At 69.2% G+C, this 26,294-nt stretch carries 21 protein-coding genes; 15 read left to right on the top strand and 6 right to left on the bottom strand.

Features of this window, described 5'->3' with window-relative positions; translation table 11 throughout:
* Positions 1 to 27: 27 nt before the first annotated feature.
* Positions 28 to 993, bottom strand: a complete 966-nt coding sequence (locus tag G531_RS0119200) for an IS481 family transposase (protein ID WP_026927474.1) — start codon at positions 991 to 993, stop codon at positions 28 to 30.
* A gap of 249 nt (positions 994 to 1,242) precedes the next feature.
* On the opposite strand from G531_RS0119200, the gene G531_RS0119195 reads away from it, so the two are divergent.
* The 3 genes from G531_RS0119195 (at position 1,243) to G531_RS24100 (ending at position 3,557) form a co-directional block, all read left to right on the top strand.
* On the top strand, positions 1,243 to 2,313 hold the full coding sequence (locus tag G531_RS0119195) for an ArsO family NAD(P)H-dependent flavin-containing monooxygenase (RefSeq protein WP_026928470.1): 1,071 nt from the start codon (positions 1,243 to 1,245) through the stop codon (positions 2,311 to 2,313).
* Positions 2,314 to 2,376: 63 nt separating this feature from the next.
* Positions 2,377 to 3,177 (top strand): VOC family protein, encoded by an 801-nt coding sequence (locus G531_RS0119190; protein WP_026928469.1) that lies wholly within the window; start codon positions 2,377 to 2,379, stop codon positions 3,175 to 3,177.
* The gene (locus G531_RS24100) at positions 3,174 to 3,557 is read left to right on the top strand and encodes a YybH family protein (protein WP_035759818.1); all 384 of its coding nucleotides are present in this window, start codon (positions 3,174 to 3,176) and stop codon (positions 3,555 to 3,557) included. The genes G531_RS0119190 and G531_RS24100 overlap by 4 nt, the downstream gene beginning before the upstream one ends.
* On the opposite strand, the gene G531_RS24095 is transcribed toward G531_RS24100, so the two are convergent.
* Both G531_RS24095 and G531_RS0119175 read right to left on the bottom strand, forming a co-directional pair.
* Positions 3,558 to 5,213 carry an ATP-binding cassette domain-containing protein gene (locus G531_RS24095; protein ID WP_306304599.1) on the bottom strand — a complete coding sequence of 552 codons (1,656 nt, stop codon included), beginning with the start codon at positions 5,211 to 5,213 and terminating at the stop codon, positions 3,558 to 3,560.
* A 228-nt stretch (positions 5,214 to 5,441) separates the two neighbouring features.
* Complete coding sequence (locus tag G531_RS0119175; protein ID WP_026928468.1) at positions 5,442 to 6,587, bottom strand: FUSC family protein; 1,146 nt, start codon at positions 6,585 to 6,587, stop codon at positions 5,442 to 5,444.
* A 214-nt stretch (positions 6,588 to 6,801) separates the two neighbouring features.
* Between G531_RS0119175 and G531_RS0119170 the strand changes: the two genes are divergently transcribed.
* The 4 genes from G531_RS0119170 to G531_RS26960 are packed head-to-tail and all read left to right on the top strand — an operon-like array spanning position 6,802 to position 9,327.
* The gene (locus G531_RS0119170) at positions 6,802 to 7,704 is read left to right on the top strand and encodes a cation diffusion facilitator family transporter (RefSeq protein ID WP_026928467.1); all 903 of its coding nucleotides are present in this window, start codon (positions 6,802 to 6,804) and stop codon (positions 7,702 to 7,704) included.
* Positions 7,705 to 7,712: 8 nt separating this feature from the next.
* A complete protein-coding gene (locus tag G531_RS0119165; protein ID WP_026928466.1) occupies positions 7,713 to 8,048 on the top strand; it encodes a YnfA family protein in 336 nt (111 codons plus the stop codon).
* A gap of 35 nt (positions 8,049 to 8,083) precedes the next feature.
* Positions 8,084 to 8,980 carry a glycoside hydrolase family 3 N-terminal domain-containing protein gene (locus tag G531_RS26965; protein WP_051215742.1) on the top strand — a complete coding sequence of 299 codons (897 nt, stop codon included), beginning with the start codon at positions 8,084 to 8,086 and terminating at the stop codon, positions 8,978 to 8,980.
* On the top strand, positions 8,980 to 9,327 hold the full coding sequence (locus G531_RS26960; RefSeq protein ID WP_051215741.1) for a glycoside hydrolase family 3 N-terminal domain-containing protein: 348 nt from the start codon (positions 8,980 to 8,982) through the stop codon (positions 9,325 to 9,327). The genes G531_RS26965 and G531_RS26960 overlap by 1 nt, the downstream gene beginning before the upstream one ends.
* A gap of 15 nt (positions 9,328 to 9,342) precedes the next feature.
* Here G531_RS26960 and G531_RS0119155 read toward each other — a convergent pair whose 3' ends face one another.
* Both G531_RS0119155 and G531_RS0119150 read right to left on the bottom strand, forming a co-directional pair.
* Positions 9,343 to 10,383, bottom strand: a complete 1,041-nt coding sequence (locus tag G531_RS0119155) for an ATP-grasp domain-containing protein (protein ID WP_026928465.1) — start codon at positions 10,381 to 10,383, stop codon at positions 9,343 to 9,345.
* Positions 10,384 to 10,392: 9 nt separating this feature from the next.
* Complete coding sequence (locus G531_RS0119150; RefSeq protein ID WP_081684286.1) at positions 10,393 to 11,463, bottom strand: GNAT family N-acetyltransferase; 1,071 nt, start codon at positions 11,461 to 11,463, stop codon at positions 10,393 to 10,395.
* A 257-nt stretch (positions 11,464 to 11,720) separates the two neighbouring features.
* Here G531_RS0119150 and G531_RS0119145 point away from each other — a divergent pair, with 257 nt between their 5' ends.
* From G531_RS0119145 to G531_RS24080, 4 genes are all read left to right on the top strand, one after another.
* On the top strand, positions 11,721 to 14,066 hold the full coding sequence (locus tag G531_RS0119145; protein ID WP_026928463.1) for an ATP-binding cassette domain-containing protein: 2,346 nt from the start codon (positions 11,721 to 11,723) through the stop codon (positions 14,064 to 14,066).
* Between the two features lie 56 nt (positions 14,067 to 14,122).
* The gene (locus G531_RS0119140; protein WP_026928462.1) at positions 14,123 to 15,133 is read left to right on the top strand and encodes an NYN domain-containing protein; all 1,011 of its coding nucleotides are present in this window, start codon (positions 14,123 to 14,125) and stop codon (positions 15,131 to 15,133) included.
* Between the two features lie 242 nt (positions 15,134 to 15,375).
* Positions 15,376 to 17,502, top strand: a complete 2,127-nt coding sequence (locus G531_RS24085; protein ID WP_081684285.1) for an AAA family ATPase — start codon at positions 15,376 to 15,378, stop codon at positions 17,500 to 17,502.
* On the top strand, positions 17,477 to 18,661 hold the full coding sequence (locus G531_RS24080; RefSeq protein WP_035759815.1) for an McrC family protein: 1,185 nt from the start codon (positions 17,477 to 17,479) through the stop codon (positions 18,659 to 18,661). The genes G531_RS24085 and G531_RS24080 overlap by 26 nt, the downstream gene beginning before the upstream one ends.
* 32 nt (positions 18,662 to 18,693) lie before the next feature.
* Here the strand turns inward: G531_RS24080 and G531_RS0119120 are convergent, their stop codons facing one another.
* The gene (locus G531_RS0119120; RefSeq protein ID WP_026928461.1) at positions 18,694 to 19,623 is read right to left on the bottom strand and encodes a hypothetical protein; all 930 of its coding nucleotides are present in this window, start codon (positions 19,621 to 19,623) and stop codon (positions 18,694 to 18,696) included.
* A 185-nt stretch (positions 19,624 to 19,808) separates the two neighbouring features.
* Between G531_RS0119120 and G531_RS0119115 the strand changes: the two genes are divergently transcribed.
* From G531_RS0119115 to meaB, 4 genes are all read left to right on the top strand, one after another.
* The gene (locus G531_RS0119115; protein ID WP_026928460.1) at positions 19,809 to 20,900 is read left to right on the top strand and encodes an NADH:flavin oxidoreductase/NADH oxidase; all 1,092 of its coding nucleotides are present in this window, start codon (positions 19,809 to 19,811) and stop codon (positions 20,898 to 20,900) included.
* A 238-nt stretch (positions 20,901 to 21,138) separates the two neighbouring features.
* Positions 21,139 to 23,040, top strand: coding sequence for a methylmalonyl-CoA mutase small subunit (gene mutA / locus G531_RS0119110; RefSeq protein ID WP_026928459.1), 1,902 nt, complete (start codon positions 21,139 to 21,141; stop codon positions 23,038 to 23,040).
* The gene (scpA, locus tag G531_RS0119105) at positions 23,037 to 25,238 is read left to right on the top strand and encodes a methylmalonyl-CoA mutase (RefSeq protein ID WP_026928458.1); all 2,202 of its coding nucleotides are present in this window, start codon (positions 23,037 to 23,039) and stop codon (positions 25,236 to 25,238) included. Before mutA ends, scpA begins: the two co-directional genes overlap by 4 nt.
* Positions 25,231 to 26,265 carry a methylmalonyl Co-A mutase-associated GTPase MeaB gene (gene meaB, locus G531_RS0119100; RefSeq protein ID WP_035759813.1) on the top strand — a complete coding sequence of 345 codons (1,035 nt, stop codon included), beginning with the start codon at positions 25,231 to 25,233 and terminating at the stop codon, positions 26,263 to 26,265. The genes scpA and meaB overlap by 8 nt, the downstream gene beginning before the upstream one ends.
* The last annotated feature ends 29 nt before the right edge of the window (positions 26,266 to 26,294 follow it).

The raw sequence follows: 26,294 nt of genomic DNA, 5'->3' as shown, positions 1-26,294 counted from the left end.
CCTAGCTGTACCCGGCCATGAGGTTGGTTACAGGCGGCTGATCGGGGGCTGGTCTCTGAGTGCGGTGTGGCGTCGTTCAGTGTTGTAGTACTCCAGCCAGGGTGCAAGAGCGGCGGCACGTTCGTTGTTGCTGGTGAAGACCTGTCGGTAGGCCCACTCGGTCTGCAGGGTGCGGTTGAACCGTTCCACCTTCCCGTTCTGCCAGGGGCAGTGCGGTTTGATGAACAGGTGCCGCGCCCCGAGCAGGCCGAGCGCTTCGGCGAAGGCGTGGGCGTGGCGGTAGGAGAAGTGGTTATCGGTGATCACCTGCTCGATCCGGGCGATCCCGTAGCCGGCGAACGCTTCGGCGGCCCGCAGCAGGAACCCTGCGCAGGTGGTGCCTTTCTCGTCGGGCAGGATCTCGGAATAGGCCAGCCGGGAGTGGTCATCGACCATCGAGTGCACGTAGTCGTACCCGATCCGGGCCCGCTTCTTTGCGGCGGTGGAGCCCATCTGGCGCCCGTGCGCCTTCCAGCCGCCGCCGTCGGGGATCTTGCCGATCTTCTTGACGTCGACATGGACGAGTTCACCGGGCCGGTCTCGTTCGTAGCGCACCGCGGTCGTCTTGGAGGCCCGGATCACCGTCCCGGTCAACGGGTCGCACTCGCGGAGATACGGGACGCCGTGGCGGCGCAGGACCCGGGACACGGTCCGGGCCGGGATACCGAGTTCGGGGCCGAGCCAGTCTGGTCCCCGACGCTGCTGCCGGCGCAGCGCGAGGATGGCTTCCTCGGTCTCGGCCGGGGTCTGGCGGGGGCAGTGGTGGGGACGGGAGGAGCGGTCGGCCAGGGCGTGCCAGCCGTAGGTGCGGTAGCGCTTGATCCAGCGGTGTGCACATTGCCGTGACACGCCTTGGGCTTTGGCCGCGTGCGCGACGGCCCAGCCCTGCTGGCAGACACGCTGGACCAGCAGTTGCCGGCCTCGCACGTTCAGGCGGGCATTACGGTGGGACATGAAGACCTCCGGACGGTGAACGACTTTGACACTCGCCACCGCACCCCGGAGGTCTTCCTACGTCAACAACATCCCGGGAGTGTCACCAACCTCCTGGCCGAGTACACCTAGCCCCCGGTGTTGGGTCCCGCGGCCCGGCCTGGATGCGGGCGTACGCACCTCTTGATTCGAGATTCGTCGATAGAGTGCAGTCAGGGGTGCTGGCGGCGCCAGAGCTGCCGCCGACCCCAGACCGACACGGGGGTGGACATGGTCGACGTAGTGGTGATCGGCGGGGGCCAGGCCGGACTTGCGGCCGGTTATTTCCTGCGTCGGGCCGAGTTGGATTTCGTCATCCTGGACGCGCACGCGCAACCCGGCGGGGCGTGGCAGCACGGGTGGGATTCCTTGCGGCTGTTCTCCCCGGCGGAGTTCGGCCGGCTGCCCGGATGGCCGATGCCGCCCCAGGCCGGGGAGGGATTTCCCACCGCCGGGCACGTGGTGGATTACCTCACCCGCTACGAACTGCGCTATGACCTGCCTGTGCGGCGACCGGTCCGGGTGCATCGGGTCGGGCGTACCGGGAGGCAATGGACGGTGGACACCGATCACGGCACCTGGCACAGCACAGCGGTGATCAGCGCCACCGGCACCTGGCACCGGCCCAATCGCCCCTGCTACCCCGGTCAGGCGACCTTCACCGGACAGCAACTGCACACCGTGGACTACCGCCGCCCCGACCCCTTCGCCGGGCAACGGGTGCTCATCGTGGGTGGCGGCAACTCCGCCGCGCAGATCCTGGCCGAGGTGTCCACCGTCGCCGAGACGACCTGGGTGACCGCCCGCCCACCGCGGTTCATGCCCGACGATGTCGATGGCCGGGTGCTCTTCGACGTCGCCAGCGCCCGCACGGCCGCCGAGCGGGCCGGGCTGCCGCAGCAGGAGGGGGTGAGCGCCCTGGGCGACATCGTGATGGTGCCGCCGGTGCTGGCGGCCCGCGCCCGCGGCGTACTCACCGCCCGAGAGATGTTCGACCACTTCGACAGCACCGGCGTCGCCTGGGCCGACGGAACGCGCTGGGCGTGCGACACGGTGATCTGGTGCACCGGCTTCCACCCCGATCTGGACCATCTGTCCCGGCTCCGGCTGACCTGGCAGGACGACCATCCGGTCACCTCCGGCACCCGCTCGCTCGAGCAGCCCGGGCTGCACCTGCTCGGCTACGGGGACTGGACCGGCCCCTCCTCGGCCACCCTGATCGGTGCCTCGCGGACCGCCAAGCAGGCGGTCGCGGAGATCCGCGACTACGTGCTGGAGGTGCGCTCGGCACCCGTGAGTTGAGGGTCGCACCGCCGGGCGCCCGGGCCTTGCACCTCACGCGAGGTCAGGTCCTAGCGTGGAACCATGAACCACCCCGAGACCGGCCGCACCCTCGCCGTGGGTGACCTCGCCGCCGCCGCGGGCCTGACCGTCCGGACACTGCACTACTACGAGGAGATCGGCCTGCTGCACCCTTCGCTGCGAACCTCCGCGGGGCACCGCCGGTACGGACCCGACGCGGTGGCCCGGCTGTATCGCCTCACCCGCCTGCGCAGCCTCGGGCTCGGCCTGGATCAGATCCGGCGGATTCTCGACGACCCGGCAGCCGGCCTGGTCGAGGCGCTGCGCCAGCACGCCCACGCCGTGGACGAGCGGGTCGCCGCGCTCACCCGGCTGCGTACCGGTGTCGCGACGACCCTGGCCCGGATCGAGGCGAACCACGACCCCACCGCCGACCTCCTGGAGGTACTCACCACCATGGAAACCCTGGAAAACCCGCTGAAGAAGCGGATCGGCATCCTGGTCTACCGCGACCTGGCCGCCGCCCACGACTACCTGGTCGAGACCTTCGGTCTGCTTCCCGGCGAAGTGGTGCTCGATCCCGCGGGCACCGCCGTCCATGCCTACCTGTACGCCGGGGACGGCGTCATCTGGCTGCACCCGGAGTCCGACACCTACCAGCTCAAGTCCCCGCTGACCCTGGGGGCGGCGTCGGCGACCACCGCGGTGCTGGTCGACGACGTCGACGCCCACTACGCGATGGTCCGCGCCCACGGCGGCGACATCGTCTACGAACCCACCGACCAGCCCTACGGCTACCGCGAGTACAGCGCCCGCGACTGCGAGGGGGCCCTCTGGTCGTTCATGAAGGAGCTCACCCCATGACCACCACCCAGCATCCCACCGCCGCCCTCGACGGCTACCTGGATCGGTGGAGCGCAGCGATCTGCAGCAACGACGTCGCCGTCATGGCGCCGTTCACCACCGAGGACTGGATCCTGGTCGGTGCCCGGGGTTCGTTGACCCGCCAGGCGTTTCACGACCTGGTGGCCGCCGGAACGTTGCAGCACCACACGATGACCCACCGGATCATCGAGGTACGCCGGCCGACCCCCGACACGGCGGTCCTGTTCACCCGGGAGCAGAACACCGGCAGTTGGCAGGGCGAGCCGATCCGGGCCGACGAGTGGACCACCGACGTCCTGGTCCGCACCGCCGACGGCTGGCGCTGTACGCTCACCCACCTGACCGCGGCGACCGCCTGATCACCCCTGGTCGGCCGGCTCCGGCTCGCCCGACTGACCCGCCTCGTCCGGCAGCTCCGACTCGTCCGACTGCCCCGACTCCTCCGACAACTCGTCCGACTGCTCGGCCAGATCCAGCCAGCGGGTGATCCCGAGCGATTCCAGGAACGTCCGGTCGTGACTGACCACGATCAGCGCCCCTTCGTACGCCGCCAGCGCCGAGGTCAGTTGCTCCAGGCTGGCCAGATCGAGGTTGTTGGTCGGCTCGTCCAGCAGCAACAGCTGCGGCGGCGGTTCGGCCAGCAACAGCGCGGCGAGACTGGCCCGGAACCGTTCCCCACCGGACAGCGTCGAGACGAGCTGGTCGGCGTCCCGGCCGCGGAACAGGAACCGAGCCAGCCGGGCCCGGCGGGTGTTGTTGTCCGCGGTCGGGGTGAGCCGGGCCAGGTTGTCGATGATGCTGAGGTCGTCGTCGAGCAGATCCAGCCGTTGCGGCAGCAGCCGCCACGGCACGAGCGTCTGCACGGTGCCGGCCTCGGGCGGCACTGCTCCGGTGATCGTTTGCAGCAGGGTCGACTTGCCGATTCCGTTCGGGCCGATCACCGCGATCCGTTCCGGCCCGTGCACGGCCAGGTCGAGTTCCTGACCGGTGCGCAGGCGTACCCCACTCAGGCGCAGCACCACCCGGTCGGTCGGCACCGCGGTCCCGGGCAGGTCGATCCGGATCGTGTCATCGTCGTGCACCAACGCCTCGGCGTCGGCCAGCGCGGCCCGGGCGTCGGCCAGCCGGTCCTCGTGCAGCTGCCGGTGTTTGCCCGTCGACTCCTGCTGGGAGCGTTTGCGCATCCCCATGATGATCTTGGGTTCGCGCTTGTTCGCCTCCATCTTCTTGCCGTACCTGGCCCGCCGGTCCAGCTTGGTCCGGGCCTCGATCAGCTCGCGCTGTTGCTTGCGGACGTCGGATTCGGCGCTGCGGACGGCCTGCTCGGCAGCTTCCTGTTCGGCGGCCACCGCCGCGGTGTAGGCGTCGTAGTTGCCGCCGTACCAGCTGAGCGTCCCGGCTCGCAGCTCGCCGATCTGGTCCATCCGGCGCAGCAGGTCCCGGTCGTGGCTGACCACCAGCAGCGCCCCGGTGAAGGAGTCCACGATGTCGGACAGCCGGGCCCGGGCCCGGGTGTCGAGGTTGTTGGTCGGCTCGTCGAGCAACAGCACGTCGGGTCGCTGCAGCAGGAGTCCGGCCAGGCCGAGCAGGGTGGCCTCGCCGCCGGAGGTCTGCCCGATCCGGCGGTCCAGCTCCAACTTCCCCAGGCCGAGTCGACCGAGCAGGGCCTCGGCCCGTTCGTCGACGTCCCAGTCATCCCCGATCGTGGTGAAGTGTCGTTCGTCGGCGTCCCCGGCTTCGATCGCAGCGATCGCGGCGCGGATCTCGGCAATCCCGAGCGCCTGATCGACCCGCAGCCCGGTGTCGAGGGTCAGATCCTGCGGCAGATAGCCGAGGCGGCCGGTGTGGGTCACGCTGCCGGAGCGGGGAGTGAGTTCGACGGCCACCAGCCGGAGCAGGGTCGATTTGCCGGTGCCGTTGCGGCCGACCAGGCCGGAGCGAACCGGGCCGGCGACGAAGCTGAGTCCGTCGAAAACGATGGTGCCGTCCGGCCAGGCGAAGCCGAGATCGGACACAGAAATTGATGGGGACATGCTGCCTCCGGAGGTCGTGGGAGAGGTGCCGCGTACCGGCGCGCGCTACTGGGCGCTCGGTGTACGCGACGGGATGAAAGCGACCTCACAGGAGCAAGGCAGATCTCCGATCGAAGGCAATGGGACCGTTCCAGGCTAACCCGACGTGCCCGGGCGGAGCAACCGAGTATCCGGCAGCCACCTGCCTGACTCGGCGGCACGGAACCCGGCTCAGTCGGCGTCCACCTCCGGAAGCAGTTCCCGGGACTCGGCCGGATCGAGCCCGGTGAGTTCCAGCAGGTCCACCAGCATCGAGCGGATCTGGGCGTAGATCACCACCCCCGACAGTGACCCGTGTACGCCCAGGTGCGCCGACGACTCCGCCAGCGCCAGAATCCGCTCCCGCGCCTGGGTGGGGATCCGGCGCGCCTTCATCTCGGTGGCACAGAAATCGATGATGTCGGCCAGTTCGGTCAGGCTGTCGAGGTAGTCCTGGGGCACGTCTTCGTGCCGCCAGGTCGCTACCGCCGCGCGCCGGGCCAGCACCCGCAGGTTGCGGACCATCCGATCCAGCGGCACCACTAGTTCCGCGATCGCCTGGGCGTTCTCCTTGTGCCCGCGCAGGAAGGGTGAGTAGCGCACGACCTGGACCCCCTCGGCCGCGGCCTGGCTCAGTTGGGTCAGCGACCCCTGGGTGGCCCGGGCCCGTTCCAGCGCCTCCATCGCCGCATCCTCGTCGTGGGCCACCAGGGCATCCCGGACCATGGTGACCGTCCGGGCACAGCCGGCCAGTACGGCCGCGGCCTTCACCCGCGGCTTCTGGACCGGACTGGTCGGCGCGACCATCGTCACCAGCAGGGCCAGGCCACAGCCCAGCAGCGCATCCTGCCACCGCGAGAAGCTCTCCCCCAGCGCCGGCATCAGCGTCAGCACCGTGGCCGCCTGGATCCCGGCCTGATTGATCATCAGGGTCTGCGAGTGCGCCCAGGTGGCAATGGACATCGCCAGGAAGCAGACCATCATGATCTGCCAGGGCCCGGCACCGAAGAAGTGGGCGATCAGATCCCCCACCATCACTCCGATGAAGACCCCGATCGCGACGGAGATCACCCGGGTGACCCGCTGGCCGTAGCTGAGCCCGAGGCAGAGGATCACCGAGACCGTCGCCAGGAACGGGTACTTGTGTCCCAGGAAGGTCTGCGCCATCCACCACGCCACTCCCGCGGAGATCGACACCTGGCAGATCAGGAACAGCCGCTGCTTCCAGCGTTCCATGCCCTGCCCGTGCCGGGCCCAGCCGGCCCGGGCAGCATTTTCCGACATGTCGAAGGCCCGCAGGCGCAGGGCCCTCATCCGGGCCCGGTCCGGCATCTCCATCGGCTGCCTCCCTGCGTCATGACGGCATTGTCCCGACTCGGCGTCGGCGGTGCCCTCAGTTCCGTTGCGCGCCTTCCGATCATCCCGCACCGGGCCCGATCGCACACCCCCCTTGGCATTGGACGGCCGACGCGGCCATGATCTATCTAGGTCGATTCGAACGACCCGGGTTGGTTCTTCGCCGGGCGTTCTCGGCACGACAGGAGGAGTGACCATGGGCCACGGACATTCCCACGGGCCCACCGGACATGTCACCGGTCGCTACCGGGGCCGGTTGGCGATCACCTTCGCCCTGGTGCTCGGCTTCCTGATCGTCGAAGTGCTGGTGGCACTGTCCTCGGGTTCGTTGGCGCTGCTGTCGGATGCCGGGCACATGACCGCCGATGTGGTCGCCCTCGGTGCGGCGCTGTTGGCCGCCACGGTGGCGACCCGCCCGGACCGGACCGGGCGGCGTACCTTCGGCTTCTATCGCGGCGAGGTCTTCGCCTCCGGGCTGACGGTGCTGATCATGCTGGCCGTCGCGGTGTTCGTGGTGGTCGAGGCGGTCGGGCGGTTCGGTGACCCGCCCGAGGTGCAGTCGCTGCCGATGCTGATCGTGGGTGTGCTGGGCCTGGTGGTCAATGTGATCTCGATGGTGCTGCTGCACGGCGGCTCGCGGGAATCCCTCAACGTCCGGGGCGCGTACGCCGAGGTGATCGCCGACGCGGCCGGAAGTATCGGCGTGATCGCGGCAGCGCTGGCGATCCGGTTCACCGGGCAACTGTGGTGGGACCCGGTAATCGCGGTGGCGCTGGGCCTGTTCGTGGCCGTGCGGGCCCTGCTGCTGGGTCGCGAGGTGCTCAAGGTGCTCGGCCAGGAGGTGCCCACCGGGATCTCGGTGGCTCGGATGCGCAGCGACCTGGCCGCGATCGACGGCGTCCGCGATGTGCACGATCTGCATGTGTGGACGCTGACCTCGGGCATGCATGTGCTCACCACCCACCTGGTGATCGCCCCGGACTCCGCCGACCGGGTGCTGGCCACCGCCCAGGAGTTGCTCGCCGAGACCTACGGCATCGAACATGCCACGGTGCAGACCGAGACCTCCGACGCCCGCTGCCAGTCGCTGGACTGGTGAGGGGGCCCATGATTGCGCTGCGCTCGATCGGACTGTTCGTGCTGGCCGCCCTCGCCGAGATCGGCGGTGCCTGGCTGGTGTGGCAGGGCGTACGCGAGCACCGGGGCTGGATCTGGATCGGTGCCGGGATCATCTCCCTGGGCCTGTACGGGTTGATCGCCACCCAGCAACCGGATGCCAACTTCGGCCGGATCCTGGCCGCCTACGGCGGGGTCTTCATCATCGGCTCGCTGGCCTGGGCGATGGTTCTGGACGGGTTCCGACCCGACCGATGGGACATCGCCGGCGCACTGGTCTGCCTGGTCGGCGTCGGACTGATCATGTACGCCCCGCGCCCCGGCTGAACCGGCCGCCCGCAGGGTCGTGTCAGCATGGGGACATGCCTCAGCGAAGAAATGCCCGGCCCACCCGCCGGCGCGGCCGTGCCACCCTGGGCCTGATCGCGGCGGCCACCCTGCTGACCTCGTGCGGTACGCCGCCCGACCCCGCCGCCACCCCGCCCGACTCCGCCGCCGCCCCGCCGAACTCCGCCGCGGGCCCGCCGAACTCCGGGACAGCCCCGGTCAGTCCGGCCGGGACGGCCGCACCCGCGAGCCCGACCCCGGACGCGTGCGTGGCCGCGGTCTCGGCGATGAGCCTGGCCGAGCAGGTCGGGCAGTTGATCATGGTCGGGGTGACCGACGGGCTGGACGCCACCGAGGAGGCCGCGATCGTTGAGCATCACTTCGGCTCGGTGATCCTGATGGGCAACGACGCCTCCGGGATCGCGGGGGTGAAGCGCCGGACCGATGCCATCCGCGCGGCCGGCGAGGACGTGCTGATCGCGGTGGATCAGGAGGGCGGGCAGGTGCAGCGGCTGACCGGCACCGGCTTCGACAAGATCCCCGCGGCCGCCGACCAGGCCGACCAGGATGCCGAGACGCTCACCGGTAACGCGCGGACCTGGGGTACGCAGTTGCGGCAAGCCGGCGTCCACCTGACCCTGGCGCCGGTCGCCGATGTGGTGCCGCCGGAGAAGTCCGCGAGCAACGAGCCGATCGGCGCGCTGGACCGCGGGTACGGGAACACCCCCGAGGAGGTCAGCGGCAACGTCACCGCCTTCGTCGCCGGGATGAACCGGGCCGGCCTGGGCACCTCGATGAAGCACTTCCCGAACCTCGGTGAGGTGGTCGGCAACACCGACTTCAGCACCGTCGTCCGCGACGAGGTGACCACCGCCGACGCGGCCTCCCTGGCGCCTACCGGGCCGGGATCGCCGAAGGTGCCCCGACGGTGATGGTGAGCACCGCGATCTACACCCGGATCGATGACTCCGCCCCGGCCGCGTTCAGCGAGCGGGTGATCGGGATCCTGCGCAACGACCTGGGCTTCGATCGCGTCGTGATCAGCGACGACCTGGGGGTGGCCAAGGCGGCGGCGGAGGTACCGGCCGCCGAACGGGGCGTACGCTTCGTCCGCGCCGGCGGAGACCTGGCGATCAGTGTCGACACCGAGGTCGCGGCCGCGATGGCCACCGGGTTGGTGGCGGCCGCCGAGACCGACCCGGAACTGCGCCGGCAGATCCGGCGCAGCGCCGAGCGGGTCGTGGCGCTCAAGCAGCACCTGCGCGCCGGGGGCTGCTGAGCCGGGCTACTGCGGTCAGGCCCCGGAGCGGACCGCGATAACCTCCACGTGCTTGGCCGCCACCACGCCGGGGCGGCTGCGCAGCCACTCCGGCTGCGGGGTCTGCCCGCTCGCCCAGGCCACGTACGCCGCGGGCACGTGCGCGCCGCCCACGTGGGACAGCGGGTAGCCGCCGCCGAAGCGCGGATTGACGTCGATCACCCAGTTCTCCCCGGTGTCCTCGCGCAGTACGTCCAGATCGATCAGGCCGCGATGGCCGAGCGCCCGGGAGACCTGCTCCCCCACCGCCACGAAGGGAGCCGGGTCGGCGGTCTCGGCCCGGTCGGTCTCGCCGGCGCGCATCGCCAGCTTGCGCCGGGCCAACACCGCGGCGAACCGGCCGGACAGGTCGTCGATGACATCCACCCCGTACTCCTGCCCGATGATTCGGCGCTGCACCACGATCAGGTCGTCCACCTCGGCGGCGTCCCCGGGGCGGCCGTCGCGGTGGGTCACCTGGCTGCGGGCGCGTTCGACGACGGCCGCCACGGTCGCAGTGGTCGCGAACCCCAGTCCGCGGGAGCCGCTGCCGAAGCGGCCCTTGACCACGACCTGCTCGCTGCCGAGGTGATCGGCGAGTTGCCCGGGAGTCAGCCGCAGCGCGTCGCGGGCCAGCAGGGTCGGGGGCACCCGGACCCCGACGCCGGCCAGCAGTTGGGTGGTGGCGACCTTGTCCTCGATCGCCTGCTGCCGGTCCGCGCTGAGCCGGACCAGCGCGGCGTACGCACCCCCGGAATCCAGCTGGGCCCATCGGGAGAGTTCGAAGTCGTTGATGCTCACCGCGAGGCTGATCCGGTGCTCGACCAGCGTACGCCGCAGCCACTCGGGGTAGCCGGGATCGGTCACCGGCGGGGCCGGGACGAACTCGGCGGCGACGGCGCCGGCGGGGGCGTACGGATCGACGTCGGCGACCAGGACACGGCCGTTCAGGCCGTTGCGGAAGAGCGCTTCGGTGAACCAGCGCACCAGGTACGGCCGGCGGCCGCCGGAGGAGACCAGGATGGAGAGATCAGCCATGAGATCCGTTCAGGATTCCCGCCCCACGGGTTGGCGGTACGGTGGAAAAAACGTATCAATGGGGCCCACCGGGTGGCCACTGGCGGTTTCCCAGTCGTCGCACAACGCCCGGTATTCGGTCGGATTCACCACAATCCGTCCGGTCCTCGACACCGGTTCCACGGTGGTGATTCCGCGTTTGAACACCCGCAGCGATTCGTGCGCGGCACCGTCGAGAAAGAAGTGCCGATTTCCGCGGGTATGGGCCCATTCCAGCAGCGAATCGTAGACCGGCAGCATGGAGAATTTCCGTTGCTGGTCGGGTTCCATGGCGCCGTGGAGGGATTGGACGATGCCGTCGTGTTCGGTGACCAGGTCGATCGCGATGACCTCCCCGGCGTACTTGAGGACCCACAGCTGGGCCCGGTCCGCCAGGGCATCGCGGACCCGATCCCAATGGTCCCGCGGCAGCCGGAAGTTCGTCCCGGCTTCGAGCCGCGTCATCGCCGCGGCGTACATCGTGTGCAGCGTGTCGACATGGCGCCAGTCCGGATCCGGCTCGGCCACCACCCCGGCGTTCCAGGCGGCCCGGATCGCGCGGCGGTGACTCTTGCGCATCGCGGCGCGGATCTCGGCCAGGGGCCGGTCCAGCGGGATGGTGAAGTAGGTGCCGTGCTCGACCACGGTCCCGGCGTGGGCAAAGTCCTGCGGCGCGGAGTCGAGCAGCGGATGCAGGCGCAGGAACAGCGACACCACCCCCCGCGCCTCGAGGTCGACGAGCATCGCCGCAATGGCGGCCCGACGCCACGCCGGGTCGGTTCCGTCGGTGAACAGCGGCGTGGCCAGCGGATCCGGCGAGGCGGCGTCGCAGCGCGGCCCGTCGCCGATCTCGGAGAAGATGAGCGGCACCACCATCGCCCGCTCGCCCTGCTCGACGACGAGCAGCCGTGACCGGGTTCGGCGGTGCGTATCGATGGCCTCGCGGTAGCTGGGCAGGTGGGCAACGTCGTGGCGTACCCGGGTCAGCGTGTCGGCCCAACCGGGCTCGCCCACCTCCAGCAGGCGTACCGACATTTCGGGGGCGGGGCGAAGGGGGGTCATGGCGATCCTCACGTTGCCTGCGTACGTTTCACGTCGTCCGGCGGACCCTCGGGGCGCGGCATGCGCCCTCAATTTCATGCCCGCTATTGAGAGGGTATTCCACCACACTGTGGCGCCGTATTCCCAGAAACGGGGGACAACGCCGGAACGCTAATACCGGGCAAACGCGAAACACCTGCTCGGAGTGCGAACATGGTCGGTCGGCGCGGCGGGGCCGCGATGTGTTGGACTGGTCCCCCACCGACCCAGGGAGCACGATGCCCGAGCATGCCGCTGACGCCCATGACCTGATCCGGGTCATCGGAGCCCACGAGAACAACCTGCGCAACGTGTCGGTCGAGTTGCCGAAGCGGCGGCTCACGGTGTTCACCGGGGTGTCGGGGTCGGGCAAGAGCTCGCTGGTCTTCGACACGATCGCCGCCGAATCCCAGCGGATGATCAATGAGACCTATTCGACGTTCGTGCAGGGCTTCATGCCCACGCTGGCCCGGCCGGACGTGGACCGGCTGTCGGGGCTGACCACCGCGATCATCATCGATCAGGAGCCGATGGGCGCCAATATCCGCTCCACCCTGGGCACCGCGTCGGACGCCAATGCGCTGCTGCGGATCCTGTTCAGCCGGCTGGGCGATCCGCACATCGGTGGGCCGAACGCGTACTCGTTCAATGTGCCGAGCGTGTCCGGCAGCGGTGCGGCCAAGGTCGCCGGGGGCAAGGCGAAGAAGGTGTCCTTCACCCGGGCCGGCGGGATGTGTCCGCGCTGCGAGGGCACCGGCTCGGTGAGCGACTTCGATCTGACCGCCCTGTTCGACCGGGAGCTGTCGTTGAACCAGGGCGCGATCCTGGTGCCGGGCTACTCGATGGACGGGTGGTACGGGCGGATCTTCCGGGGGTCCGGCTTCTTCGACCCGGACAAGCCGATCAAGGACTACACCAAGCGCGAACTCGACGACCTGCTGTACCGCGAGGCCACCAAGATCAAGGTCGAGGGCATCAACCTCACCTACGACGGGCTGATCCCGAAGATCCAGAAGTCGATGCTGTCCAAGGACGTCGAGGCGATGCAGCCGCACATCCGGGCCTTCGTGGAGCGCGCGATCACCTTCGACACCTGCCCCGAGTGCGGCGGCTCCCGGCTGGCCGAGGGCGCGCGTACCTCGACCATTGCCGGGGTGTCGATCGCCGACGCCTGCCGGATGCAGGTCAGCGATCTGGCCGAGTGGATCCGCGGTCTCGACCAGCCGTCGGTCGCCCCGCTGCTGAAGACGCTGCAGGAGACCCTGGACTCCTTCGTCGAGATCGGCCTGGGCTATCTGTCCCTGGACCGGCCGTCCGGCACCCTGTCCGGCGGTGAGGCGCAGCGGACCAAGATGATCCGGCACCTGGGCTCCTCGCTGACCGACATCACCTACGTCTTCGACGAACCCTCGATCGGGCTGCACCCGCACGACATCCAGCGGATGAACCGGTTGCTGCTGCAGTTGCGGGACAAGGGCAACACCGTGCTCGTGGTCGAGCACAAGCCGGAGATGATCGGCATCGCCGACCACGTGGTCGATCTCGGTCCCGGGGCGGGGACCGCGGGCGGGACGATCTGTTTCGAGGGCACCGTGGCCGGGCTGCGTTCCTCCGACACGCTGACCGGGCGCCATCTGGCGTACCGGGCGGAGCTGAAACCGCAGGTCCGCACCCCGACCGGGGTGCTGCAGATCCGCGGCGCGAACCAGCACAACCTGCGCGACGTCGACGTCGATGTGCCGCTGGGGGTCCTGGTCGCGATCACCGGGGTGGCCGGATCGGGCAAGAGCTCCCTGATCCACGGCTCGATCCCCCGCGACGCGGACGTGGTCTCGGTCGACCAGACCCCGATCAAGGGGTCGCGGCGCAGCAACCCGGCCACCTACACCGGGCTGCTGGAACCGATCCGCAAGGCGTTCGCCAAGGCGAACGGGGTCAAGCCGGCCCTGTTCAGCCCGAACTCCGAGGGCGCCTGCCCGACCTGCAACGGCGCCGGGGTGGTCTACACCGACCTCGGGGTGATGGCGACGGTGTCCAGCGTCTGTGAGGACTGCGAGGGCAAGCGGTTCCAGGCCGAGGTGCTCGAATACCACCTCGGTGGCAAGAACATCTCCGAGGTGCTCGCGATGCCGGTCGCCGAGGCCGCCCCGTTCTTCGCCGAGGGCGAGGCGCGTACGCCGGCCGCCGCCAAGATCCTGGCGACACTGGAGGACGTCGGGCTGGGCTACCTCACCCTCGGTCAGCCGCTGACCACCCTGTCCGGCGGCGAACGGCAGCGGATCAAGCTGGCCACCCAGATGAGCAAGAAGGGCGGCATCTACGTGCTCGACGAACCGACCGTCGGGCTGCACCTGGCCGATGTGGAAAACCTGCTGGGCCTGCTGGACCGGCTGGTCGACAGCGGCAAATCGGTGATCGTGATCGAACACCACCAGGCGGTGATGGCGCATGCCGACTGGATCATCGACCTCGGTCCGGGGGCGGGCAGCGACGGCGGCCGAATCGTCTTCGAGGGGACCCCGGCCGATCTGGTCGCGGACCGGTCGACGCTGACCGGGCAGCACCTGGCCGAATACGTGGGCTGAGCCGGCCCGGGCGTGGGGCCCCGACCGGGCGACCCCGTGGGGGCCATACTGGGCCGGTGCGTTCCCACTGTGCCATCTACGTCGACACTGCCTATCTGCTCGCCTCGGCGGCGACCCGATTCACCGGGACGTCGCTGCGCAGCGGGATCACCATCGATCCCGATGTCCTGATCCGGGGACTGATCACCCAGGTCGAGCAGGATTCGGGACTTCCGCTGTTGCGGGTGAACTGGTACGACTCCGGGGCGCGCCGCGGCGGGATGCCGGACAGTGAGCAGGAGGAGATCGGGCTGCTGCCCCGGGTCAAGCTGCGGCTGGGCCGGTTGTCGGTGAGCGGGGAGCAGAAGGGCGTGGACCTGCGGATCGGGCTGGACCTGGCCACCCACGGACGCAGCCGGATCGTGGATGTGATGTATCTGGTCAGTGGCGATGACGACCTCACCGAGGCCGTCGAGGAGGCCCAGGCCCACGGCGCCCAGGTGATCGTCCTGGGGCTGCCGATCGACGGGCGGGCGCACGGGGTCGCCAAGCACCTGCAGCGGGCCGCCGACGGTCTGCAACTGATCGATGAGGAGACCATCGAGGCCGCGATCCGCCCCGCGGTCCGCCCGGCCGCCGCGCCGTTGCGGCCCCATCCGGTGCCGACCGCGCCGCTGCCCGGACCCGGCCGGTTGGTCCCCGGCAGCCCGGCTCGCCCGACCCCGAGCCCGTCCCTGCTGGCCCAGCGGCGTACCGAAGCAGCGAGCCCGGACCGGGTCCCGGTCTACTCGACCACCACCGGGCAGGCGCCGGTCACCGGCCACGGATTCGGGGAGTTGCCGGTCCTGATCGACGAGGGCCTGATCGATGAGGTGGCCCGCCGGGTGGTGGATTCCTGGCGCGCGACCGCCACCGCCGACCAACTGGAGGAACTGCGCCGCAGTCGCCCCTCGATCCCCCGGGAACTGGACCGCACCCTGCTGCTGGACATGGTCAGCCGCAGCGGCGAGGACGACATCGGCGATATCTCCCGGCACCAGTTGCGGGACCGGTTCTGGCACCGGATCGACGAGACCCACACCGCCTGAGTCCGGGCCCGATCGCCACTGCAAATGCTTACGGCCCTCTGTGGCCGGGTTCTCCAGCCGACACTCGATGAGAAGGATAAAGTGCCAGTCATCCTGAGGGAGAGGTGACATGGACGTTTTCAGTGTTCGCGAGAGTGTCATCGCTGACTATCCGTTCACCACGGCGTCCATGGATATCCAATATCCGCGGCTGAGCCGGTACTTGGATCTCGAGCTCGCGGATCTCCGAAGAGGATCTGACCATGACTGAGGCGAATGACGAGCCGGTCAGGCAGTGGCTGCTCGATCGCACGGTGCTTGAAATTCTTGCTAAAAGGGGCAGGTCCCACGGCGCGCAAGTGACGTACCAGGTGGGAGAGCGACTTGCAGATCAGCTCACGGCCTATGAACTTGAAAATGAAAATGGGACTCCTCGGTGGATGAGCAGCCTCACCCGAGGAACCGAGGATTTGGTGGCCGCAGGCTGGATCGTCAGGGACGGGAGCAGGTGGGACATCACCGACGCCGGCCGCGATGCGTTGGCGACTCACCCCGACGGTGTCGGTCTGGATATCGCTGCCCGCGCCTCTCACGAAAAGGGAAAGCTTGCCCAAACCGGTACCACCGAGCCGACGTATGCACCGATCCTCGATGCTGCCCTGGCATTCATCGAACCGGGCCAATGGAGCAGCTACACCGACCTGGCCGCGGTGGCGCGGACCAATCCCCAGACGGTGGGCGCCTATATGCGCCAGACCTCAACTGAGGGTTCCCACCGAGTCATCGGCAAGAATGGACGCCCCGCTTCGGGGTTCGTTTGGAGCGACAGTTCGCGGACCGAAACCCAGCGAGAAGCATTGGAGGCCGAAGGCGTCCGGTTCGATTCGTCCGGCGCAGCAAACCAAGCACAGCACGTCCATGCCGAGGATCTACGGGCAAACCTTGAGTCGCGGGGCCTCCTCAAGATGCTGCCGAAGCGTGCGTGGCTCGTCCGCGGTTCCTCAGTGGACGGGCATGATCTGGTCCCCCAGTGGCGGAACGACGGCTTTGCCTCCTTGCGCGCGTCGAAACTCCGTGAAGTGGAACCGGGAATCACCCGGCCGGAGCTCAAAGCGATGGTGGACGAGGACTACTCGCAGACGTCGTATGCCGCCAAAGCGGCAAAACTCGACGAGTTCCACGCCTTTCTGACGCGCATGCAGGTCGGCGACCTGATCGCCACCACGAGCCAGGGCAAATTCTCCTTGGGCACCATCACGGGCCCGGCGGAGTACGTAAAGTCTTCGGACGGCCTGTCCAACCTGCGCCGCACGGTGGTCTGGGCACCCGAGGCAGTCGACTACGGTGATCTGCCCAGCGAGATCCTGGCACGCCTCCAGGTGCAGTACGACGTGGTCGAGATGAGCCAACAACTGGACCTGCTCGAGGCGATGGTGGCGAACCAGACCGTCGAGGTCGATCAACCGGCCGCGGCCGCCATCGTGGAGCGGCCCCTGGTCCTCCCGGACGCCACCGATGAGTTGGCCGAGAACCTCAATGTGGCCCGCTCCTGGCTGCAGGACTGCATCGAGCTCTTACGGGACCGGCCGCAGTTGATCTTCTACGGGCCGCCCGGCACCGGCAAGACCTACATCGCTCAGCACCTGGCCGCTCATCTCGCCGGAGACAACGTGCGTCTCGTGCAGTTTCACCCGGCCTACTCCTATGAGGACTTCTTCGAGGGCTACCGTCCGGTTGAGGAGGGCGGCTTCAAGCTCAAGCCCGGCCCGTTACGCAAGGTAGTGGATACTGCGCGCGAGAACGCCTCCACGCCCTACTTCCTGATCATTGATGAGATCAACCGCGGCAACTTGGCGAAGATCTTCGGCGAGCTGTACTTCCTGCTGGAGTACCGCAACCAGAACGTAGACCTGCTGTACGCGACCGACGACGACGTCGGGTTCACCCTCCCGCACAACGTGTTCATCATCGGGACGATGAACACCGCGGACCGCTCGATCGCCTTGGTTGACGCCGCAATGCGCCGGCGCTTCGCGTTTGTGCGACTGCATCCCTCAGAGCCGCCGACCGATGGCGTGCTGCGCAAATGGTTGACGAAGACCGACCATGACCCGGGCGTCGGCGACCTCCTCGACGAGCTGAACCGGCAGATCGATGACCCGGATTTCAAGATCGGCCCCTCGTACTTCATGCGTCCGGCGGTCTATGGCGACGGAGGTCTGGAACGTGCCTGGCGCACCGCAATCCTGCCTCTGTTGGAGGAGCACCACTACGGTGACGGAACCGATATCCGCGCTCGGTACGGGCTCGACACAATCCGTAATCGGGTGGCAGCGCGAGAGCCAACAAAGTCGGAGTCAGACGGTGGCGGATCCGCTGATCCTGCGTGAAGGTGACCAGCCTCAACTGGTTCAGTTCTCGCGGCCGATCGCGGATGCCTTGTCCGCGGCCAACGTCGTTCAGCTGGCCCGGACCGACCGTCCCGACTGGTGGGAAGTGAGTGCCGGCACCCGGATCGGTGTTGTGTCCGTCGATGGTCTGCAGGTGATCATTCAGCCCAAGCTCGCGATCGACCGGTTGGTCTTTCTGATGGGATACGCACGCAATCCCAAGTTCTGGCGCGAGGACCGCGTACGTCTGGATACTCAGGCCGACCTCCCTGAGGCTCTGGCTCAGGCGTTCGAACGACTTGCCAAACGCGCCCTGGATCAGGGCTTGCTCAAGGGGTACCTGACCATCGACGAGACGCTGCCGGTCCTCCGCGGCAGGATCCGGGAGGCGGACCAGTTGCGACACCGGTGGGGGCGCTCTCTGCCCCTGGAGGTCCGCTACGACGAGTTCACCGTCGACATCCCCGAGAACCGCCTGCTGCTCGCCGCCGTCGAACAGTTGCTTCGCATGCCTTGGGTCGGCCCTCGCCATCGCGCCGGGCTGCAGCGATTGCGGCTGCAGTTGTCCGAGGTAACGGCGCCGGTCCGAGGTGCGGAGCGTCCGACCTGGACCGCCAGCCGGCTGAACGCTCGCTACGCGCCGGCGCTCGTACTCGCCGAACTCATCTTGGACGGACACTCGTTCGAGCAGCGCACCGGCGACGTGACCGTGTCGGGCTACCTGTTCAACATGACCACGCTCTTCGAGGACTTCGTCACCGTCGCACTGCGCGAGGCGATGAAACCGTACGGAGGCCGGTCAGTACTGCAATACCGGACGCATCTGGACGAAACCGGCGCAGTCGCGATGCGGCCCGATTACGTGTGGCTCAAGCAGGGAGTTCCCAAGGTGGTTGCGGATGCCAAGTACAAGGCGGAGAAGCCGAGCGGATTCCCCCAGGCGGACATGTACCAGCTCCTCGCGTACTGCACCGTCCTGCAACTCCCGGTCGGGCACCTGATCTACGCCAAGGGAAACGAGCTGCCCCGCGCCTATGAGGTGCGCAGCGCGGACATCCGGATCCTTGCCCACACGCTCCACCTGGACGCTGCGCCGCAGGATGTCCTGGCATCGGTGCAGACGCTGGTTGAGCAGCTGGTCGAACTCGCAGGAGTCTGACCCGGGGGATGCGGAACGCGCGAATCGTCGGCTCAGGCCTCGGCCGGTTCGCCGGCCGGCACGTCGGCAGGCGTACGCCGGACCGCATCGGCCACGCTGACCTCCGGCTCGACCCGGCGTACCAGCAGGTAGCGCCGGCGCATGGCGATGATCAGGTCGTAGATCCAGTACGCCAGGAACGCGCCGATCTCGATCAACTCCACGGTCAGCACCCAGTAGCCGCTGCCCTCCACCGCCATGATCGCGCCGACCACCAGCCCGGTCAGCATCACCCCGGCGATGATCAGATACCCGGCATTGGTTCCCCGCCCGGTGGCCGCCGCCCCGGTGCTCGGCTGCCGCAACCGGGTCAGCACGGTCAGCACCAGGCAGCCGACCACCGCGATCGCGGCGGTGAAATGCACCGCACGGATGTAACCCAGCCCCCACAGCACCGCCAGCAGCACCAGCAGGCCGACATGGATCGCCGTGTAGGTCACCGTCCGGCGCAGCGAGCGTTTGAACGGCTCCACCCGCCGGCGCCACCAGAACTGCAGGGCCTGGAACGCCGCGTTCAGCCCCACCCAGAGCAGCACGGTCCCCAGCAGGGTCTGCTGCGCGGTGACCGGCCCCTCGGCGACCGGAACCGCACCGTAGTTGCTCGGCACCAGGGCCACGATCACCACCAGGGCACCGGCCAGATCGAGCAGCCAGTCCTCCAGGTCGGTCTCCCCGCGATAGATCGTGTAGATCAGGGCCAGCGCGAACAGGCCGCCGACGAAGACGTCACGGACCGGAGTGCCGTAGTACGCGCTGATCGAGTCGAGGAAATGGTGCCGGAACGCGAAGTCCAGGATCATCGCGCCGCCCAGGAACAGCAGCGGCGCCGCCGCGAACAGCCGCAGCACGATGTCGTCGCCGACGGCCACCGCAGCATCGCGGCTCGGGGTCGCAGGCCCCTTCAGGTCGGTCCAGGAGTTCATATCTCCATCGTGCGCACGCCCGACCGCGGTGTCCATCAGCCGGTTGTCCCGTATCCACGGGGCTTTGGCCCGGTTTGCGTGGATGCGTCTGCGTGGATGCGTCGACCGCGTGGATTCGTGCCGGTCTCCGGGACGTACGCCGCCGCGCGGGAACACCGGGCGAGAAATCGGCGTTTTCAGTGTCTGTGAGCAAACTTTTCGAACCGATCACCCTGCGCGGGACCACCATTCGCAACCGGGCCTGGCTGGCCGCCATGTGCCAGTACTCGGTCGAGAAGCGGGACGGCGTACCCACCGACTGGCACCTGGCCCACCTGGGCGCCCGGGCCCAGGGCGGATTCGGCCTGGTGATGACCGAGGCCACCGCCGTCAGCCCGGAAGGCCGGATCACCCCGCACGACACCGGCATCTGGAACGACGAGCTGGCCGCCGCGTGGCGCCGGATCACCGATTTCCTCCGGTCCCAGGGCGCCACCCCGGCGATCCAGCTGGCCCATGCCGGCCGCAAGGCATCCACCCGCCGCGGCTTCCCCGGCGAGGAGCGCGGCGTCGCGTCCACCGAGGAGGGCGGCTGGACCCCGGTCGGCCCGTCGGCGATCGCCTTCGGTGACCTGGTGGCGCCCCACGAACTGAGCTCCGCCGAGATCGCCACGGTGATCGCGGACTTCACCGCCGCCGCCCGCCGCGCAGTCGACGCCGGCTTCGAGGTGCTCGAGATCCACGGCGCCCACGGCTACCTGATGCACCAATTCCTCTCCCCGATGAGCAATCAGCGCACTGACGAATACGGGGGTTCCTTCCCGAATCGGACCCGCCTGCTGCTCCAGGTCGTCGATGCCGTCCGCGCCGAGGTCGGCGAGCAGGTGCCGCTGATCGTCCGCATCTCGGCGACCGACTGGGTCGAGGACCAGCCGGCGTGGACCCTGGACCAGTCGGTCGAACTGAGCCGAGTCCTGCGCGAGCACGGGGTCGATCTGGTCGACGTGTCCTCCGGCGGGAATGCGCTGGTCCCGATCGAGGTCGGGCCCGGCTACCAGGTGCCGCTGTCCACCCGGATCCGGACCGAGACCGGCATCGCGACCGGCGCGGTCGGTCTGATCACCGAACCGGCCCAGGCCGAGCAGGTGCTCCGGGCCGGGCAGGCCGATGTGGTGCTGTTGGGCCGGGTCGCGCTGCGCGAACCCGCCTGGCCCCAGCGGGCCGCGCACGAACTCGGAATGGAGGACGCGGCCGACGCGATCTATCCGCCGCAGTACCGCCGCGGCGTGTGGGCCTGACCCGAGCATCGCCGCCCCCCTGCTGCCGCCGGTGCCCGGCGGTCGGCAGGGTCCGGCCGGCTGTGAGTAGCCGCACGTTCCTGCGCAGGGTTTTCCTGTCCCCTCCGCCCACCGGCCACCGGCGCCGCTGCTAGGCTCAAACCTGAGTTTGCAGGGCACTGGGGCCCTGGTGGACACGAGGTCTGCTCGACATCCCCGGAACCACTCCCGGATGCTCGGTCGGACGAGTGGGAGGTGAATGGTGACACCCGCGGATCAGGCACCCGCCGATGCCGGCGTGCCCGACGTCCTGACCCTGGCCGGGGACTTTCCCCAGCCGACCCGGGAGCAGTGGGACGCCGAGGTGCTCAAGGTTCTCAATCGCAGGCGCCCCGAGGACAAGCAGCTGACCCTCGAGGAGTGCATGGCGAAACTGCGCAGCCACACCGTCGAGGGCCTCGAGATCGAGCCGCTGTACCTGAACGACGACCGGCCCCTGGGTTATCCCGGCGTGTCGCCCTTCCGCCGCGGCAGCACGGTCCGCAGTGGGGCGGCCGAGGCCTGGGACGTCCGCCAACTGCACGATGATCCCGACGCCGGCACCAGCCGCGCGGCCGTCCTGGCCGACCTGGAGCGCGGAGTCACCTCGCTGTGGCTGAAGCTCGGTCCGGCCGCCATCGGCTACGCCGACCTGGCCGCGGTGCTCACCGACGTACAGCTCGAACTGGCCCCGGTCGCGGTGTCCAGTCAGGACGACCAGGTCCGGGCCGCCACCGCCCTGCTGCAGGTGTGGGCCGACCGCGGCACCCCCGCCGACAAGCGCGCCGGCAACCTGGGTCTGGACCCGATCGGGTACGCCGCCCAGCACGCCACCACCCCCGACCTGTCCCGCAACGCCGAGTTCGTCCGGGCCTGCCTGAGCGAGCAGCCCGGCGTCCGGGCCCTGATCGTGGACGCCACGGTCTACCACGACGCCGGCGCCGCCGATGTCGATGAGCTGGCTGTCGCGCTGGCCACCGGCGTCGAGTATCTCCGCGACCTCGAGGCCGCCGGCGTACCGGTCGGGGACGCGTTCGCGCAGCTCGACTTCCGGGTCTCGGCGAACGCCGACCAGTTCCTCACCATCGCCCGGTTGCGTGCCCTGCGCGAGTTGTGGGCGCGGGTCGGTGAAGTCGTCGGAGTGGACGCCGCGCAGCGCGGCGCCCGGCAGCACGCGGTCACCTCCGCGCGGATGCTGACCCGCACCGACCCGTACGTGAACATGCTCCGGGTCACCACCGCCACCTTTGCCGCGGCGGCCGGCGGGGCCGAACAGATCACGGTGCTGCCGTTCGATCATGCGTACGGACTGCCCGACGTGTTCTCCCGCCGGATCGCGCGCAACACCCAGGTGGTGCTGGCCGAGGAGTCGAACATCGGCCGGGTGAACGACCCCGCCGGCGGCTCCTGGTATGTGGAGCGGCTCACCGATCAGTTGGTCGCCGCCGCCTGGACCGCGTTCCAGGAGATCGAGGCGGCCGGCGGGATGACCGCCGCGCTCGGCTCCGGCCTGATCGCCGACCAGATCGCCACCTCGGTCGGCGAACGTGCGCGCCGGATCGCCACCCGGCAGGCCCCGATCACCGGGACCAGCATGTTCCCCAACGGCGACGAACAGCCGCTGGTGGCCCGGCCCCGCCCGGCGGTCGAGCTCGCCGGGCTCGCCCCGATCCGGGATTCCGCGGTCTATGAGGACCTGCGCGCGGGTGCCCTGGCGTACGCCGCCCAGCACGGCGCCCGACCCGCGGTCTTCCTGGCCACCATCGGGCTGCGCCGCGACTACGGCGCCCGGGAGACCTTCACCAGCAGCCTGCTGGCCGCGGCCGCGTTCGCCACCCCGGCGACCGAGGGCACCGATCCGCAGGCGATGGTCGACGGCTTCACCGCCGCCGGCACCAGCGTGGCGGTGCTGTGCTCCTCGGCCACGATGTACGCCGCGCACGGCGCCGAGATCGCCCGGGCACTGCGCGCGGCCGGCGCGACGAAGATCCTGCTCGCCGGCTCGGCCAAGGAACTGGGTGATCCGGACGCGAGCGCGCTGATCGATGACTACATCTATGCCGGCATGGACGCGGTGGCGCTGCTGCGCGGCCTGCAGGCAGAACTGGGGGTAGCGCAATGAGTTCCATCCCGAACTTCTCCACCGTCGACCTGAATCGGGAACCGGTCGCCGGCGACCCGGCCGCCTGGGAGCAGGTTCAGGCGCACACCCCGGACCTCACCGAGGGCTGGGAGACCCCGGAACAGATCCTGGTCCCGCCGCTGTACGGCAACGCCGAGCTGGCCGAGCTCGACTTCCTGCACACCTTCCCGGGGATCAAGCCGTTCCTGCGCGGCCCGTACGCCACGATGTATGTGAACCAGCCCTGGACGATCCGGCAGTACGCCGGGTTCTCCACCGCGGCGGAGTCGAACGCGTTCTACCGGCGCAACCTGGCCGCGGGCCAGAAGGGCCTGTCGGTGGCCTTCGACCTGGCCACCCACCGCGGCTACGACTCCGATCACGAACGGGTCGTCGGTGACGTCGGGATGGCCGGTGTCGCGATCGACTCGATCCTGGACATGCGGCAGTTGTTCGACGGGATCCCGCTGGACCAGATGTCGGTCTCGATGACGATGAACGGGGCGGTGCTGCCGATCCTGGCGCTCTACGTGGTCGCCGCGCAGGAGCAGGGCGTACCGCCGGAGAAGCTGGCCGGAACGATTCAGAACGACATTCTGAAAGAGTTCATGGTCCGCAACACCTACATCTACCCGCCGGCCCCCTCGATGCGGATCATCTCCGACATCTTCGCGTTCACTTCGCACAACATGCCCCGGTTCAACTCGATCTCGATCTCCGGGTACCACATCCAGGAGGCCGGAGCGACCCAGGATCTGGAGCTGGCCTACACCCTCGCCGACGGCCTGGAGTACATCCGGGCCGGGCAGGCGGCCGGGCTGCACGTCGATCAGTTCGCGCCGCGGCTGTCCTTCTTCTGGGGCATCGGGATGAACTTCTACATGGAGGTCGCCAAGCTGCGAGCGGCCCGAATGCTGTGGGCGAAGCTGGTCAAGGGCTTCGATCCCAAGAACGACAAGTCCATGTCACTGCGGACCCACTCGCAGACCTCGGGCTGGTCGCTGACCGCCCAGGACGTCTACAACAACGTCGCCCGGACCTGCATCGAGGCGATGGCCGCGACCCAGGGGCACACCCAGTCGCTGCACACCAACGCGCTGGACGAGGCGATCGCGCTGCCGACCGACTTCTCCGCCCGGATCGCCCGCAACACCCAGCTGTTCCTGCAGCAGGAGTCCGGCACCACCCGGGTGATCGATCCGTGGGGCGGGTCGGCGTACGTGGAGAAGCTGACCTACGACCTGGCCCGCAGCGCCTGGGCCCACATCCAGGAGGTCGAGGCCGCCGGCGGGATGGCGAAGGCGATCGAGGCCGGGATCCCGAAGATGCGGATCGAGGAAGCCGCCGCCCGCACCCAGGCCCGGATCGACTCCGGCCGGCAGCCGCTGATCGGGGTGAACAAGTACCCGCTGGAGGAGCCCGAGCCGCTGGAGGTCCTCAAGATCGACAACGCCCAGGTACGCCACGATCAGCTCGCGAAACTCGACAAGCTGCGGGCCGAGCGGGACGAGGCGGCCTGCCAGGCAGCCCTGGACAAGCTCACCTGGGCCGCGGAGAACCGCGACGACACCGATCCGGACCGGAACCTGCTCAAGTTGAGCATCGACGCCGCCCGGGCGAACGCCACGGTCGGGGAGATCTCCTACGCCCTGGAAAAGGTCTTCGGCCGCTACACCGCCCAGGTCCGGACCATCTCCGGGGTCTACTCGAAGGAAACCATGGGATCCGAAGCGATGAGCGATACCCAGAAGTTGGTCGAGGAGTTCGAACAGGCCGAAGGCCGCCGACCCCGCATCCTGGTGGCCAAGATGGGCCAGGACGGCCACGACCGCGGCCAGAAGGTGATCTCCACCGCCTTCGCCGACCTCGGCTTCGACGTCGATGTGGGCCCGCTGTTCCAGACCCCCGCGGAGACCGCCCGGCAGGCGGTCGAGGGCGACGTGCACGTCGTGGGCGTGTCGTCGCTGGCGGCCGGACACCTCTACCTGGTGCCGGCGCTGCGGGAGGAACTGGACAAGCTCGGCGGCGAGGACATCATGATCATCGTCGGCGGCGTGATCCCCGAGGACGACTTCGCCGAGTTGCGGCGGCTGGGAGCCGAGGCGATCTTCCCGCCCGGCACCGTGATCCCCGAGGCTGCCGCGGAGTTGGTCAAGAAGCTGCGCCGCAAGCTCGACGAGGGATCACCAGTTGGCTAGGGCGATTCCGGTCGCCGAGTTGGCCGACCGGGTCCGGGAGGGGTCCCGGGCCCACCTGGCCCGGGCGATCACCCTGGTGGAGTCCTCGCGCCCCGACCATCGCGCGCAGGCCCGGGAACTGCTGGGCCTGCTCACCCCCGAGGCCGGGAACTCGATCCGGCTCGGCATCTCCGGGGTCCCGGGCGCGGGCAAGTCGACGTTCATCAACGCCCTCGGGGTCCGGCTGATCGAGCAGGGGCACCGGGTGGCGGTGCTGGCGGTCGATCCGTCGTCCTCGCGGACCGGCGGGTCGATCCTGGGCGACCGCACCCGGATGAGCGATCTGGCCGCCACCACCGACGCGTTCATCCGCCCCTCCCCCAGCGGGAACCATCTCGGCGGGGTGGCCCGGGCGACCCGGGAGTCGATGATCCTGGTCGAGGCCGCCGGATTCGATGTGGTGATCGTGGAGACCGTCGGCGTGGGCCAGTCCGAGGTGGCGGTCTCCGAAATGGTCGACACCTTCCTGCTGCTGGCCCTGGCCCGGGCCGGGGACCAACTCCAGGGGATCAAGCGCGGCATCCTGGAGATCGCCGACGTGATCGCGATCAACAAGGCCGACGGGGAGCACGTCGCCGATGCCCGGGTCGCCGCCCGGGACATGAGCATCGCGATGAAGCTGATCAGCTCCGACGCCCACGCCCGGCGGCCGGATGTGCTGACCTGCAGCGCGGTGACCGGGGACGGGCTCCCCGAGGTCTGGAACGCCGTGCTGGAGCATCGGGCGTACCTGGAGGACAAGCACGGCCTGGCCGCCCGGCGTACCCAGCAGCAGGTGCAGTGGTTGTGGGCGATGGTGCAGAACGAGCTGTGGTCCTCCTTCCGGGGCAGCCGGCCGGTGCGCGACCTGGCCGTCGAGGTGGAGCACGGCATCCGCGCCCAGGAACTGTCCGCGATGGACGGCGCCCAGCAGTTGCTGTACGCCTTCGCCCAGGACGTCCCGAACCTCGCTTGGGCGCAGCCCCCGGCGGAGCAGCCCGGGGGCTGACCGCGGGCTGCTCGGGCCGCTCGGGCCGC

The sequence above is a fragment of the Granulicoccus phenolivorans DSM 17626 = NBRC 107789 = JCM 15570 genome, assembly GCF_000423085.1.
In the GTDB taxonomy this organism is placed as follows: domain Bacteria; phylum Actinomycetota; class Actinomycetes; order Propionibacteriales; family Propionibacteriaceae; genus Granulicoccus; species Granulicoccus phenolivorans.
The sequence above is the reverse complement of the archived record's forward strand: the minus strand, read 5'-3'. Positions and strand labels throughout refer to the sequence as shown.

What these genes read in the sequence shown, in the direction of transcription:
- G531_RS26965 (WP_051215742.1), top strand. Translation starts at nt 8,084, where the DNA reads ATGCCTCAGCGAAGAAATGCCCGGCCCACCCGCCGGCGCGGCCGTGCC.
- G531_RS24085 (WP_081684285.1), top strand. Translation starts at nt 15,376, where the DNA reads ATGACTGAGGCGAATGACGAGCCGGTCAGGCAGTGGCTGCTCGATCGC.
- G531_RS0119170 (WP_026928467.1), top strand. Translation starts at nt 6,802, where the DNA reads ATGGGCCACGGACATTCCCACGGGCCCACCGGACATGTCACCGGTCGC.
- G531_RS24100 (WP_035759818.1), top strand. Translation starts at nt 3,174, where the DNA reads ATGACCACCACCCAGCATCCCACCGCCGCCCTCGACGGCTACCTGGAT.
- G531_RS0119120 (WP_026928461.1), bottom strand. Translation starts at nt 19,623, where the DNA reads ATGAACTCCTGGACCGACCTGAAGGGGCCTGCGACCCCGAGCCGCGAT.
- G531_RS0119195 (WP_026928470.1), top strand. Translation starts at nt 1,243, where the DNA reads ATGGTCGACGTAGTGGTGATCGGCGGGGGCCAGGCCGGACTTGCGGCC.
- G531_RS0119165 (WP_026928466.1), top strand. Translation starts at nt 7,713, where the DNA reads ATGATTGCGCTGCGCTCGATCGGACTGTTCGTGCTGGCCGCCCTCGCC.
- G531_RS26960 (WP_051215741.1), top strand. Translation starts at nt 8,980, where the DNA reads ATGGTGAGCACCGCGATCTACACCCGGATCGATGACTCCGCCCCGGCC.
- G531_RS0119190 (WP_026928469.1), top strand. Translation starts at nt 2,377, where the DNA reads ATGAACCACCCCGAGACCGGCCGCACCCTCGCCGTGGGTGACCTCGCC.
- scpA (WP_026928458.1), top strand. Translation starts at nt 23,037, where the DNA reads ATGAGTTCCATCCCGAACTTCTCCACCGTCGACCTGAATCGGGAACCG.
- G531_RS0119200 (WP_026927474.1), bottom strand. Translation starts at nt 993, where the DNA reads ATGTCCCACCGTAATGCCCGCCTGAACGTGCGAGGCCGGCAACTGCTG.
- G531_RS0119175 (WP_026928468.1), bottom strand. Translation starts at nt 6,587, where the DNA reads ATGGAGATGCCGGACCGGGCCCGGATGAGGGCCCTGCGCCTGCGGGCC.
- mutA (WP_026928459.1), top strand. Translation starts at nt 21,139, where the DNA reads ATGGTGACACCCGCGGATCAGGCACCCGCCGATGCCGGCGTGCCCGAC.
- G531_RS0119145 (WP_026928463.1), top strand. Translation starts at nt 11,721, where the DNA reads ATGCCCGAGCATGCCGCTGACGCCCATGACCTGATCCGGGTCATCGGA.
- G531_RS0119150 (WP_081684286.1), bottom strand. Translation starts at nt 11,463, where the DNA reads ATGACCCCCCTTCGCCCCGCCCCCGAAATGTCGGTACGCCTGCTGGAG.
- G531_RS0119155 (WP_026928465.1), bottom strand. Translation starts at nt 10,383, where the DNA reads ATGGCTGATCTCTCCATCCTGGTCTCCTCCGGCGGCCGCCGGCCGTAC.